This is a genomic window from Sorangium sp. So ce119 (assembly GCF_051524405.1).
In the GTDB taxonomy this organism is placed as follows: domain Bacteria; phylum Myxococcota_A; class Polyangia; order Polyangiales; family Polyangiaceae; genus Sorangium; species Sorangium cellulosum_G.
Window position 1 is genome coordinate 10,038,943 of the sequence record NZ_CP150310.1, and the last position, 13,582, is coordinate 10,052,524.

Below are 13,582 nucleotides of genomic sequence, written 5' to 3' on the forward strand. Positions count from 1 at the left end.
TCAACGGAGAGGACGTGAGCTCGCCGCGCTCGCGCTCGCGACAGGCCTCGTCTGCTGGACGGCGGGCGACGCGCGCGCCTCGGGTATCGACGCGCCGTGGGTGACGAGCGGCCTCTCGGGCCCCACGACGGCCGACGCCGCCGCCGTGTTCTGGAACCCGGCCGAGCTCGCCGGGGTCGAGCGGCCGGAACTCCTGCTCGGCGCGGGGCTCATCGTCGGCCGCGCGACCTACGCGCGCGAGCGGCGCGGCACCTACCAGACGCCGGACACCCTGCAGTTCAAGCTCCCGCTCGATCCAGCGAACGTCGACGCCACCAGGACCGGCCCTGCCGAGGAGGTCTCGACCACGCCGATCGCGCCGACAGGCAACGCCTTCTTCGCCTTCCCGACGATCCCGAACCGCCTCACGCTGGGCGTCGGCCTCTACGTCCCCTACGCCGCGGCGCTCAGCTTCCCGGACGGCCCGCAGCGCTGGCAGCTCCAGCAGGCGTTCATCGTCTCGACCTCGCTCACGCTGGCCGCCGGGCTCAAGCTGACCGAGCAGCTCTCGCTCGGCGCCGGCATCTCGTACGTCGGCGGCATCGCCGAGCTCTCGAAGGTGCAGGACTTCGCCAGCATGAAGGAGTTCCGCGACGGCCTCGCCTACCTCAAGCAGGACAACGACTTCGGCCCGACCACGCCGTCCGAGCTGCGCGAGCTCGACGTCCTGGCGCGCCCCATCTCGCTCAAGCAGGCGATATCGCACGGCGCCTCGTTCCACGTCGGGCTCGCCTTCAACCCGAACAAGGATCTCCGCTTCGGCCTCACGTACCAGCACAGCGCCGCGATGCGGTACAAGGGCAAGTTCGCCATCGACATGAACCACCCGTTCTTCACGCAGGACCTGGCCGAGCAGGGCCTGCGGTACAAGCCCCTGGTGGAGGGCGACGCGGAGCTCTCGTTCACGCTCCCGAAGCGCCTCACCGCGGGCGTCGGCTACCGGGTGAACGACAAGCTCAGCATCGATGGCCTCCTGTCGTACGTGCTCTATTCGGACATCGAGGCGTTCGTCGTCGAGGCCTCCTCACCGGATCTCGCCCAGCCGAAGCTCGGGATCGCCGACCGCGTGGCCGTGACGCTGCCGCGCAAGTGGAATGATACCGTGTGGGTGGAGGCCGGCGCCAAGTACAAGCTGAGCGAGGCGCTGCTCGCGACAGCGTCGGTCGGGTATCAGTCGCCCGCCTCGCCGGACAGCACGATCGACGTGGCCTCTCCGGACAACCACCGGCTGATAGGCGATGTCGGCGGCGTCTACACGGTGAGCGATCGCGTGTCGCTCTCGGCCGACGTCCGCGTGCAGGGCATCTTGCCGCGGACGGTGACCGCGTCCGACTACGACCTCGGCAACGGGGAGTATACGCTGCTGCTCACGACCGTGGGCGGGCACCTCAAGGTCGGTTTCTGAGCGGGGAGGATCCTCGCGATCCTCCGGAGAGCGCCAGCCTACGAATTCTTGTACCGGGTCCCTCCACGACACTAGAGAGGCGCCCGATGGGCTCGACGAGGACGGCGTGGCACGTGCTGCTGGTGGCGCTGCTGAGCCAGCGCGGCTCGCGGCGGTTCGAGGTGCGCAGCGAGGTGCCGCTGTCCGCCGAGCCGCTCCGGGCCGACTACCTGTTCCTGCGCAAGCGCGCCGAGTCGAGCGAGCCAGCCGGCACGCTCAGGCGACTGTGGGACCTGTTGCCCAGCGAGGCGATCGTCGAGTTCAAGAGCATCGGCCGGCCCTACCGCCGCCGTAACCTCGACCGGCTGTACAGCTATCTGCTCCTGTATTTCGCGGACACGCCGGAGCGGCTCGAGCAGCGGAGCGACCTGTGCGGGGTGCTGCTCGTTCCGTCGCGCACGAGGTCGCTCGACGCGGATGCGGCGGCGCTCGGCATGGAGTGGAACGACCTCGGCGACGGCTACTGGCAGCTCCGGGGCGCGGCCTTCGCGTTCATCGTCGCAGAGATCGACCCGGTGGCAGAGGCCGAGGACGACGATCTGCTACGCTTGTTCGGCCACGGCGAGGCCCGGACGCGCGAGGCCCGCCAGTGGCTGGCTCAGCAGCTTGGCGCCGAGGAGATGTCCATGGAGATGCAGGATTTGGAAGGCTTCGAGGAGGTCGTCCGGAAGCTCTTGGCAACCCTCCCTCCCGAGCGGGTGCTCGCGGCCTACACCCCCGAGCAGGTGCTCGCGGCCTACACCCCCGAGCAGGTGCTCGCGGCCTACACCCCCGAGCAGCGGGTGGCGGGGCTGCCCCCCGAGCAGCGGATGGCGGGACTGCCGCCGGAGCAGCGGGTGGCGGGGCTGCCGCCGGAGCAATGGGTGGCCGGGCTGCCGCCGGAGCAACGGGTGGCCGGGCTGCCGCCGGAGCAACGGGTGGCCGGGCTGCCGCCGGAGCAAGTGCTGCTCGCCATGCCTGACGACGCGTTGCGCGCGCTCTCGGACGCCTACCTCGAGACGCTCTCGGCGGAGACGCGCGCCGCCATCCGCGCGCGCATCGGGCGGTGATCGGGCGGTAGCGGCGGCTGCGTCCGCGACGCCACGGGCGGAAGATCTCCTGATGAGCCTCTGGATCCGCGCCTCTCCTGGAGGAAGCCACCCCGCAGGCCGCGGAGCGAAGGCGGCCCCTTCAATCACGCGGCGTTCGGCGGATCACGGCCCGCACAGCCCGGGGTTCGGCGCCGGCGGCGCCGGGTACGCGTCCGTCGCCGCCCTCGCGAACTGGCACTGCAGATCGTCCGGCTTGCACCCCGCCTGGGAGATGCACGCGCCGTCCGCGTCCGTCCCGAGGCACAGGCACTCCTGATCCTCCGGATCGCAGATCTCCACGAGCTCCATCATCCCCTCGTCCTCGTGGTTCAGCTTGTGGCAGTGCAGCACGAACTGCCCCGTGAACTTCCGCGGGTTCATGAGCACGTCACGCGGTCCGTCCTCGAGCTGGACCCACATCGTGTCCCGCCAGTGGGGGAAATTGGGCTCCTTGTTCGATTTGTTCGGGCACACAAGGAAAGGGTTGATGTGGATGTGGAACGGGTGGCCGTCGAACGCGCGGATCTCCCACCGCTCCGCGTTGCCCGCCGTCATGACACGGTCGCTCCGGTAGCCCCGGAGCCGCCGGTCGTCGAACTTGCGACAGCTGATGTTCGGATCCGGGCAGAGGCACACGGGCGCGTCGGGATCGATCGCGTGCGGGTGGGCCTCGGGATCGCACGACATGAGCGCCACGTCCGAGCCGAGATCGGGCGGCTGTGACCCCGGCGTGGGCACCAGCAGCACCACCTTCTGATGCACGGTCTTGACCGAATCGCAGCTCACCTCGGTCTCCTGCCCGTCGACCATCCCGGTCCACGAGGTCGGCGGCGCGAGCGCGGCCACGTCCGCCTCGCTGGGCAGGTTCACCTCGGTCGGCTCGCCCGCGCTCCTGCTCACGTCGACGATCGCGATGACGCTCCCCAGGAGATCGTTCGGCCGGCGCCCCACCAGACAGAGCGTCTGCTCCTGCTCCGGCATCTTCACCATCACGTCGGCGCGGTACCCCGGTGACACCCACACCGTGTCGCTCCGGTAGAACTGCGGCAGCGTCACGCCATCGCGCGCGATCTGGGTCGTCTCGATGGGCACCTTGTCGAAGTCGGAGCACGCCGCGTCCTTCGCGACGTGCAGCTTCATCCCCATCTCGTCCGGGCTGCCGGCGTACACCATGCGCCACCGCTCCACCTGCCCCGGCGGCGTCACGATGCGCGGCCTGAGCTTGCCGTTGATCAGCGTGGCCCGGAGCGTCTCGACCGCGAGGAAGTCGGTCACCGACAGGTTGTCCTCGGTGCAGTCCTCTCCCTCGCTCAACGGCACCGTGTTCTCGTGATCGATGGGCACCTGCGTCATGACCATGACCCGCTCTCTGGCCCGGGCGATGCCGGGGAGCTCGTCGAGCGCCCCCTCGATGATGAGCGCCCCGGCGGCGCCGTCCATGACCTGGATGGCCGTCGAGCCGTGGATGTGCGGGTGGTACCAGTCGGTCCCCTCGTGATGGATCCCGTCCTCGTCGAGGTCCCAGCGGTACCGGGCGCTCTCCCCCGGCCCCACCGCGTGGAGCACGTGATCCCCGAAGTACCGCCCGCCGGGGGCGCAGCCGTCGCCCTCGCACGGGTCCGCGGGATCGTCGGTCGCGAAGTTGGGCTGCACGTGCAGGCCGTGCCCGTGAAGGTTCGTCAGGTTGAAGTCGTGACACGACCTCGCCCCGTGCCCCATCATGCTCGCGATCTCGCGGAAGTCGCTCCGCGTGAAGTCGTTGTGGAGGTTCACGTGGACCCTGCGATCCTCGCCCTTCGGGACGCGGATCGTGGGCCCGCTCGTCATGCCGTTGTAGGCGCGGAGGCAGAACCGCCGCCCGCCGATCTCGACCGCGCTCGGGCCGAAGCGCAGCTCGAACGCCCCGTCCTCTCCCGGCTGCAGCTCGGGGGGATCCTCGTACATCGTCGTCGTCGTCTCCGGCGTCGCGCCGGCCTCTTCCCCTCCCCCGCACCCCGCGATCACCGCCGTCAACAGGACCAGCATACCGAGCGATCCTGCGCGCGTCAGCGCAGGCGAAGCGTCTCGTGCCATCGGCTTTTCTCCTCCAGGAACCACGCTATCGAGCCGCGCCTGAGCGCGATGGCCGAAGACGGACACCCCTGGCTAGAATGCGGACAGTGGCAGGGTGTATGGACCTCGAAGAGCTGCGCGCCTTCCTCGCTGTCGTCGAGGCCGGCTCGTACCTGGGCGCCGCGCGCGCGCTCGGCACGTCGCGCACGACGCTCCGGCGCCAGGTCGCGGCGCTGGAGGCGCGCGCCGGCGTCCCGCTGCTCGAGAGCGTGCGGCACGGCGTCCTGCCGACCGAGGCCGGGCAGGTGCTCGCCGGCAGGGGGCGCGGCATGATGCAGGAGGCCGCCGCGCTGCTGGCCTCGATCCGCGAGATCGGCGACGCGCCCTCGGGCACGCTGCGGGTCGTCCTGCCCGTGGGCTTGCCGCCGCACGTGCTCACGCCGCTCTTCGCCGCCGTGCGCCGAGCGTATCCCAGGCTCCACTTTCATTGCCGCTTCAGCAATGACCCGCTGGGCGAGGCCCTGACGGACATCGACATCGCCGTCCACTTCGGCGAGGACGCGCCGCGGGGGCACTGGCTATCGCACGTCGTCCTGCGCGCCCGCGAGTGGCTGGTCGCCGGCCGCGCGTACCTGGAATGGCGCGGCACCCCCACGTCGATCGACGACCTGAAGCACCACGAGCTGTTCGCGTGGCAGGCCCCCGGCGAGGACGCGCGCATCTGGCGGACGTGGCGGGGCGCGTCCTTCACGGTCGAGCCGTCCCTCATCGCGACGGACATCCACTTCATCCGCCACTGTTGCCTCTCCGGCCTGGGAATCGGCCTGATCCCCGACGCGCTCCTGCCCGATCCAGGCGTGGGCCCGGACGTGCTCGTCCCCGTCCTCCCCGACATCGTCGGGCAGGAGCGGCCGGTGCGGCTCAGCGTCCCGGAGATGCTCTCGGAGATCCCCAAGATCAAGATGGTCATGGAGCACGTGCGCGCGTTCCTGGCTCCCGTGAGCCGAGGACCGGCGCTCGCGGGCGCGCTCGAGATCGAGGCGTAGGCGCTCGCACGGCGACGGGACCGCGGGACATTGCTCCCGACCGCCGGAGCTTACGCGGCGCCAGAAGGTGAGATTAGAGTAGCCGGATGGTCTCCCCTGCTGGCGGGGTGCGCGTCGCCCCCGCGACCTCCGACGAGCCCGTCCTCCGCGTCCGCAACCTCCACAAGGCGCACGCGCTCGGCGCCACGCCGATCGAGGTGCTCCGCGGCGTCGACCTCGACATCCACGCCGGCGAGATGTGCGCGATCATGGGCCCCTCCGGCGTCGGCAAGAGCACGCTGCTCTCATGCGTCGCGGGCCTCGAGTCCCCCGACCGCGGCGAGGTGCGCGTCCTCGGCGAGGACATGGCCGCCCTCGACGAGCACGGCCGCACGCTCCTGCGCCGCCGCCGCATCGGCATCATCTACCAGTTCTTCAACCTCGTCCCGACGCTCACCGGCTACGAGAACATCGTGCTGCCGTACCTCATCGACGGCGCCGCGCCGGACCACGACGCCGCCTCCCGCATGCTCGATCGGGTCGGCATGCGCGCCCGCGCCGAGCACCTGCCCTCGCAGATGTCCGGCGGCGAGATGCAGCTCATCTCCATCGCCCGCGCCCTCGTCCGCCGCCCCGCGCTCGTGCTCGCCGACGAGCCGACCGGCAACGTCAACGTCGCGACCGGCCGCCGCATCATGGCGCTGCTCGCCGACGCCCTGCAGGAGGCCGGCAGCGCGATGCTCCTCGTCACGCACAACGCCGAGGACGCCGCCCGCGCGCACCGCGTCGTCTTCATGCGCGACGGCCTCCTCCTGCACGACGCCGCCCTCGCGGGCCCCGCGGTCACGTCCGCCGCCGTCCACGACCGCCTGAAGGAGCTCGGGATCTGAATGCTCCTCCTCCGCGCCCTCTTCCAGCCGCTCGTCCGGATGCTCGCCCTGCGCAACCTGCGCGCCGACCGCTTCGGCGCGATGGCCGCCCTGCTCGGCGTCGCCCTCGGCGCGGCCACGGTCAACGTCGTCCTCATCCTCGACGTCGGCACCCGCGCCGTCGAGGCGAAGAGCTTCGTCACCAACCCCGATCTCCCCGTCTTCACCGAGCAGACCGTCACCCTGCGCGGCCTCCGCCCTGACGGCCAGCCCACCTCCGAGGCCGACGCCCAGGAGGAGACGCACGAGGACTACGAGATCATGCGGTCCGCGATCCGCCTCGGCTCGCTCTCCGCGTTCCTCGTCGGCGCGCTCATCGTCTTCTTCACCTTCAACGTCGCCGTCGAGCGCCGCCGCCGCGAGATCGCGCTCCTGCGCAGCGCCGGCGCGCTGCCCCCGCAGGTCGCGGCGGTCTTCGTCCTCGAGGCGCTCGTGCTCGGCGTGGGCGGCGCGGCGCTCGGCCTGCTCGCGTCGATCCCGCTCGCGTACCTGGCCGCGAAGGCGGGCATCACGACCACCGGCCGCGCGCGCATCCCGCTCCACGCCATCCGCCTGCCGTGGAGCGCGATGCTGCTCGTCTGCGGGACCGGCGCCCTCACCGCGCTGCTCGGCGTGCTCCGCCCGGTGCGCGAGGCGCTCCGCGTCGACATCGCCCGCGCCCTGCGCCCGCGCTTCCTCGAGGGCGGGGCCGAGCAGCGGCGCCGCATGCGGGGCGTCACGCTGCTCGCGCTGCCGTTCATGGTGCTCGTCTACGGCCTGCTCCGCCCCTTCTTCCAGGAGTCGGTCCCGCTGTTCGCCTTCTTCGTCCTCGAGGCGGGGCTCGTCTGCGCGGCGTTCCTCGCGGCGATCGTCTTCGTCCCCGACCTCGTCGCCCGCCTCGGCGCGGTCGCCGTGCGCCTCGCGCCGCGCCGCTGGGCGGCCGAGCGCCTCCTGCTCCAGCGCCGCGTGCAGCACAGCGGGCACGAGCTCGCCTGGAGCGTCGGCGGCGTGATGATGGTCTTCGCCCTGCTGCTCGCGCTGCACATCGCCACCGCGGCGCTCAAGCAGGAGGTCTCGGCGTGGGCCGGCCGCGCGCTCGCGCCCTACACGTTCTTCTACCCGGACGAGCCGCTCGGCCACGCCCAGCGCATGCTGCCGGCCCTGCCGCCGCGCCTTGTCGCCGCGCGCTTCTCGGGCCGCACGCCGTGGCCGAACGTCGTCTATGCCGCCCCGGCCGACGAGCTCCGCGCGCTCGCCGAGGCCACGGGCCGGCCCGAGTCGATCGCGCTGAGCCGCCGCTTCGGCCCCGGCAAGGCGATCGTCTCCACGATGATGGCCCGCCGCTACGACGTGGGCCCCGGCGATCAGCTCGAGGTGGGCGGGCGCGCCGGCGTGCGCCGCTTCGAGGTCGTCGGCGTGACCGACGATCTCGGCTACGTGCACGCGCCCGGGGCTTACCGCAACCTGCGGACCTATGCGGTCATCGAGGCGGCGGACTTCCCTGTCATCTCGCCCTACGCGACCGCGATCGGCCACACGGTGGCGGTCGCCGATCCGGAGACGGGCGCCGCGGCGGCGCGGGGCGGATCCGAGACGCCGCCGTGGGGCGAGCTGCTCGCCGGCGTGCCGCAGGCGCGGGACGTCCGGATGCAGACGGGGGTCGAGATCGAGGCGATCCGGCGGAAGGCGACCGGGCGCGATTTCGTGATCTTCGACATGATCCTCGGCTTCACGACGGTGCTCGCGGCGATCGGCGTGGCGAACCAGATGGTGCTGGCGCTGCACGCGCGGCGGCGGGAGCTCGCGCTGCAGCGGGTGCTCGGGATGACGGCGGGGCAGGTCCGGCGGATGGTCCTGATGGAGGGCGCGCTGGTGGGCGCGCTGGGCGGCGTGCTGGCCGTGCTGCTCGGCGTGCCGCTGGGGTCCGCGGCGCTCGGGGCGCTGCGCACGGTGTCGACCTTCGAGGTCGAGTTCAGCATCCCGCCCGAGTACGGGGTGCTCACGGCGCTGGGGGCGACGGCGGTGGCGCTCGGGGCGTCGTTCTATCCGGCGCGGAGCGCGGGGCGGAGCAACGCGGCGGAGTCGGTGCAGTACGAATAGGGGTGAGGGCGCCCGTCGCGTCGACGGGAATCGCGCCCGCTCGAGCCCACCCTCCCCGAGGCAGCGGGCGTCACCAGAGGCGGGGCGGCGCGCCGCGCGCGCCGCCGGCGAGGATCTCCTCGACCAGCGACGGGTCCGCGTTGGTGAACGCCATGACGACCAGCGAGGCGGGCTGCGGCCCGCTCAGGGTCGCCGTGACCGTCATCCGGGCGTGGGCGGACGTCGTGTGGGCCCACCAGACCTCCGCCGTCCCGAGCCGGCCGCCCCATCGGGCTGCCTTCGTCCAGGTCAGGGGTGCGCCCGTGTTCGTGACGCCGGTGATGGCCGTGCCCGCACCCCTCCGGCCCCCCGCCGCCACGTACGCGACGAGCAGCGTGTCCGCGCCGGGCGTGATGGACGGGCTGGTCACGGCGCCACCCCAGAGGGTGCTCCCCACGAACGTCCCGGCGAGCACCGGCCCGGCGGCGCCGCGCGAGACGACCAGATCCACCGGGGTGCCCGGCGCCGCGGTCTCGCCCGGGGCCGGCGTCTGGCGGACGACGCTGCCCGCCGCGACCGTGTCGCTGCTCTCGAACGTCACGTCGCCCACCAGCAGCCTTCCGCTCTCGATCGCCGCCGCCGCCTCCTCCTGCGTCTGACCGACGACGCTGGGAACCGGTACCAGCCTGGTGCTCTCGGTCGAGAGGGTCCCGTCCGCGAACGCGAGCAGCTCGATGTTCCGCACGGTGTCCGTGCCGTCGACGCCCGCGCCGTCCTGGTGGCTCACCGTCAAGCTGCCGTCCGGGTTCGTGGAGATGACGTATTCGGATTGAGGGCCCGAGAACACCGCCGTGTCCACGTCCTCCGCGCTGGCGTCCGCCAGCTCGATGGTGCGGCGGATATGAAGGTCACCCGGGTTGACCCTGCCCGCGAACACGTCTGCCCGGAACGCGAGCATGCTGTCGACCCGCTTCGTGCCGCCGTTCTCGACGTCCGGCCCTTCGATCTGCACGTTCAGCCACGCGTCACCATCGAGGATGTCGTCGCCGCCGCGGCCTTCGAGGAGGTCGCTGCCCGCGCCGCCAAGGAGGATGTTGCCGCCCGTGAAGGTGGTCGCGCCGCCGAGCAGGGTGCGCAGCCCGGCGATCCGCGCGCTCCCCTCCTCGGTCAGCTCGTGCTGGACCATGTCGGCCGCGACGCGGCTGTCGCCGCGCAGGATGTCGTCGTTGCTCCATCCCGACAGGCCCTCGACGCGGTCGAACCGGTCACGGAGCTCGTCGAGGGTCGGCCCCGCGAACACGGGGATCGCCATGTCGGCGTCCACCGGCAGCGGGTCTCCGCGGTACGTGCACCAGTCGAAGCCGAGCATGCCTTCGCTTCGCTCGGTCCCCATCGAGTCGTTGACCATGATGTCGTCGCCGCCCTCGGAGTCGTAGTCGTCGTCTCCGAGGCCGCCGATGATGATATCGTGCCCCCCGTTGGGATCGTCCTGGAACTGGTTGCCCGCGTCGCCCTGCAGCAGGTCGAGCTGCGGGCCACCCTCGATCCAGTCGTCGCCGTCGTCACCGAACACCGTATCTTCCGCGTCACCGGCGAAGATGAAGTCGTCGCCGGGGCCACCGAAGGTCTCCGTGCCGTCGGATCCGGCGACGATATAGTCCTTCCCGCGCCCGCCCTGGTTCAGGTCGAAGCCCGGTCCCGAGCTGATGGCGTCGTCGCCGTCTCCGCCCTTGAGGACATCGTCCCCGAACGTGTCCGTGATGATGTCGTCGCCGAGGCCGCCGATGCACTGATCGTTGCCGTCGCCGCCTTCCAGCCGGTCGTCGCCGCCGTCGCCGCGGAGGGTGTCGTCACCTTCGCTGGATCGAATGCTGTCATCCGTGTCGTCCCCGCCGTTCCAGAGGACGTGAGCCGTCCCGGTATATCGGAACGTCCCGTCGGGCATCCGGAGGAGATCCGGCATCGCCGACTCGTCGTCCGGCGTCGACGGGTCGTCCTCGATCGAGCCGCCCGGCCCGGCGATGCGCGGCACGTTGAGCACGAAGTCCGGCCGCGCGAAGACGTCGGCCGGCATGCCCGCCGCCGTCGTGTTGCGCGAGATCAGCTCCGCGAACGAGTTGCCCTCGAGCTGCACGAGGAGGTTCAGCCCGTCGAGGCGCTCCAGGTAGTAGAACCGGTCGGAGTTCTGCAGGTTCTCCAGCTGCGTCTCGAACACGAAATTGAACGTGGAGCCCAGCAGGCCGCCGAAGGGGGCCTGCTTCTCGGCGAGGCCGCCGACCCAGAGGTCGATGTTCTCGACGCCGGTCTCCCCGGCGTCGCCGAACATGAAGCCCGCATCGGCGGTGAGGGCCTCCGCCGCGGCGCGCTTGTCGGCCAGCGTGGTCGCCGCGGCGAGCGTCGGGTGCTCGCCGTACGCGGCGATGAAGTTGATCACCGACTCCCGGTGCCTGAGCCCGAGCTCGAAGTCCTTCCAGCTCTCGTAGGGGAGCAGGCTCGAGTTGGCGCTGGCCTCGTAGAGCTGGCGGCGCACCTCGTTCAGCGGCGGGATGCCCTCGCTCCGGCCGCGCGCCAGGTTGATCGCTGCCAGATCGAGCGGGAGCCCGAGGAGGCGATTGCGCAGGGCCTCTGTCTTGAACTCGTCGATCTCGTTCGCGATCTGACGCGTCCCGCCCTGGAAGATCATCCCGGCCGCCTCGCGGGCGGTCAGCACCTGGCCGCCGACGTTCGTGAACGCCAGGGGGTTGAGGAACGCGTCGAGGAGCGGGATGTCGTGGCCCGTCGCCGTCCCGTCGGGGTTGATGACGGTGCGGGACACCGTCTCGGTCAGCATCGAGTGACCGAAGCGATACACCGCGTGCGCGAACTCGGCCACGATGGCCGGGTTGATGTCGCTCTGGAAGTTGATGCCGTCCACGATGAACACGTTGATCAGCGGCTGCACCTTGCGCGCGAACTCCTCGAAGACGAGGTGCTGGTACTCCATCTCGGTGACGAACCGCGCCGCCTGGAACAGCCGCTCGCGGTAGTCCCAGCCGGACGCCGGGTCCGTGGCGTTCCACGCCGTGATCTCCGCCGGGGTGAGCAGGCTGCCAGGGCCGTTGATCAGCCGATCGATCTCGTCGCGGAGCCGGTTGTGCTCCGAGTGGAACACGGTATGTACGGCGGTCAGCGCGATGTTCTCGTTGCCGCGGCCGTCGCCGGTCACGAAGTGCGCGTCGAGGAGCGCGGCGTCGTACCCGGGGCTCGTCGGATCGGCCGCGCGCGCGATGTCATCGAGGAACTGGTGGCCGGTCTTGCTCGAGCCCGCGGTGGAGAGGGGAGCCGACGGATCGCCCTCCACCATCGTCACGCCGTCCGCCATGACGAGCAGCGGGAAGCCGTTCGGGCCGCGCAGGAAGCGGCCGTAAGGGTCGGTCGCCAGCAGCGGCACGTCGAGCGCGTCCGTGTCGACGAGCCCGATCCCCAGCATCGCGGCGGCCTGCTGCTTGACCTCGCCCCAGTTGCCGATGTGGCCGCCGGCGCCGTCGAGCATCCTGCCGGTCGCCACCGGTCTGCCATCGATCATCTCGTACTCGCGCAGGAACACCTGGTGAGACGGGTGCGAGGTATAGGTCTGGTTCTGATCGACGAACGGCGTCGTCTTGTTTCGCCCTTCCTGCAGGTCGTCGGCCCCCTCGTCCACGCCTGGGGTCGCGGGGTCGTCGCCCAGGATGCCGTCTGGACCGGGATCGTTCGTGCCTCGGTTCAGGATCATGAAGTTGGTCGGGCTGCCCGGTACGAACAGCGGGTCGTCCGGCTGTAGCGGCACGAAGACCGTCTCGGAGCCCTTCGCCAGCAGGTCGAGGCCGTGATCGAAGAACTGGCCGAAGAAGGGGAAGATCGTGTTGAACGGCGCGGACAGGCCGGCGTCGGGCGCCACGTTGGGAATGAACAGCGTGCCGGACGGGTCGGGCTCGGCGTCCGGACCGGCGGCCGCGCGCGCGGCCGGGTTGCCGTCCGTCTGATCGACGATGAGGTTGCTGATCACGCGCGGCCCAGCGTCGACGACCTGTCCCGTCCTCTGGGCGTACGACGTCCCGGCCTCCGCGGCGCGGAAGCTCGGCGTCGTCATGCGCGGGAAGCGCTGATCCGCGGCGCCGAAGCTCGTCTGATCGGGCAGGAGATGGTTGAACGACCCGTCGACCGTCCGCAGGCCGAACGGCAGCCGCGGCTCGTTGACCTGGTTTGGCCCGGGCCCCAGCAGCTCTCCCCCGGCCGCGTGCGCCTGGGCGATCTCGATCTGCCGGAAGATGAACCGCAGGTCGCCGGCGTCGAGGTTGAACCCCGCTCCGACCGGAGCCTGGGCTCTGGCCGTCCGCGCGACAGCGAGGCTGCCGGCGATCGAGACGACCGCGGCGAGCACGAGCACCGTGAGCCGTCGCTTCTCCGCACGTGCACCGCGAACGGCGGCGCGCCGCCTGCGTGACGCTGGGCGCGTCGAGGCGGCGCGCCCGCGGCCAGACCCTGTGTGGCTGGCGATCTTTGACATCGATGTCTCCTCCATGTAGCCCGCGGCGTGCCGCGCAGGGCGCTCTTCGCGGTGCGCCGCGCGTGCACCTCTGCTCGTGGTGTCCTGTGCGAGCCGGGGAGAGGCTGCTGGCAAGCTGAGTGCCGCACGGGGAGTTTGCGTTGAACTCGCGCTCGTGCGTTCACACGCACGCTCGTGTGGCACGTGGTGTACAGGAGAGTCCGACGAAATACGCCGCTCGCGGCGGAGACGCAGACGAAGGATGCCTTGGACTTCGCGAGGAGCGACGCGCACGCGATCGCGTGTGCACACGCCACACAGCCGCGCGAACGATTGATCCGACGGATCCCCGCGTGGACGGCGCGGCGAGGCCGGCGCCAGTTCGGCCGGAGCGGCACAACAGGAAATCGACTTTTCGGCGTTTACTAACCGTTTTCCCGACGTAGACTCGCGGGCAC

At 71.2% G+C, this 13,582-nt stretch carries 7 protein-coding genes; 5 read left to right on the top strand and 2 right to left on the bottom strand.

The annotated features are described in order from the left end of the window. The first annotated feature begins 100 nt into the window (after positions 1-100). Together WME76_RS37995 and WME76_RS38000 are read left to right on the top strand one after the other, a co-directional pair. Positions 101-1,444 (top strand): OmpP1/FadL family transporter, encoded by a 1,344-nt coding sequence (locus tag WME76_RS37995; RefSeq protein WP_437957048.1) that lies wholly within the window; start codon positions 101-103, stop codon positions 1,442-1,444. 86 nt (positions 1,445-1,530) lie between these two features. Further along, positions 1,531-2,532 (top strand): hypothetical protein, encoded by a 1,002-nt coding sequence (locus WME76_RS38000; RefSeq protein WP_437957049.1) that lies wholly within the window; start codon positions 1,531-1,533, stop codon positions 2,530-2,532. Positions 2,533-2,676: 144 nt separating this feature from the next. Here WME76_RS38000 and WME76_RS38005 read toward each other — a convergent pair whose 3' ends face one another. Further along, positions 2,677-4,578, bottom strand: coding sequence for a multicopper oxidase family protein (locus tag WME76_RS38005; RefSeq protein WP_437957050.1), 1,902 nt, complete (start codon positions 4,576-4,578; stop codon positions 2,677-2,679). Positions 4,579-4,724: 146 nt separating this feature from the next. Between WME76_RS38005 and WME76_RS38010 the strand changes: the two genes are divergently transcribed. From WME76_RS38010 to WME76_RS38020, 3 genes are all read left to right on the top strand, one after another. Beyond that, positions 4,725-5,651, top strand: coding sequence for a LysR family transcriptional regulator (locus WME76_RS38010; RefSeq protein WP_437957051.1), 927 nt, complete (start codon positions 4,725-4,727; stop codon positions 5,649-5,651). Positions 5,652-5,737: 86 nt separating this feature from the next. Next, positions 5,738-6,520 carry an ABC transporter ATP-binding protein gene (locus tag WME76_RS38015; RefSeq protein WP_437957052.1) on the top strand — a complete coding sequence of 261 codons (783 nt, stop codon included), beginning with the start codon at positions 5,738-5,740 and terminating at the stop codon, positions 6,518-6,520. Next, entirely contained in the window at positions 6,521-8,638 is a 2,118-nt protein-coding gene (locus WME76_RS38020; RefSeq protein WP_437957053.1) for an FtsX-like permease family protein, read from the top strand. It begins immediately after the preceding gene. 70 nt (positions 8,639-8,708) lie between these two features. On the opposite strand, the gene WME76_RS38025 is transcribed toward WME76_RS38020, so the two are convergent. After that, entirely contained in the window at positions 8,709-13,025 is a 4,317-nt protein-coding gene (locus WME76_RS38025) for a peroxidase family protein (protein WP_437957054.1), read from the bottom strand. Positions 13,026-13,582: the final 557 nt, after the last annotated feature.

What these genes read in the sequence shown, in the direction of transcription:
- WME76_RS38000 (WP_437957049.1), top strand. Translation starts at nt 1,531, where the DNA reads ATGGGCTCGACGAGGACGGCGTGGCACGTGCTGCTGGTGGCGCTGCTG.
- WME76_RS38005 (WP_437957050.1), bottom strand. Translation starts at nt 4,578, where the DNA reads ATGCTGGTCCTGTTGACGGCGGTGATCGCGGGGTGCGGGGGAGGGGAA.
- WME76_RS38010 (WP_437957051.1), top strand. Translation starts at nt 4,725, where the DNA reads ATGGACCTCGAAGAGCTGCGCGCCTTCCTCGCTGTCGTCGAGGCCGGC.
- WME76_RS38015 (WP_437957052.1), top strand. Translation starts at nt 5,738, where the DNA reads ATGGTCTCCCCTGCTGGCGGGGTGCGCGTCGCCCCCGCGACCTCCGAC.
- WME76_RS38020 (WP_437957053.1), top strand. Translation starts at nt 6,521, where the DNA reads ATGCTCCTCCTCCGCGCCCTCTTCCAGCCGCTCGTCCGGATGCTCGCC.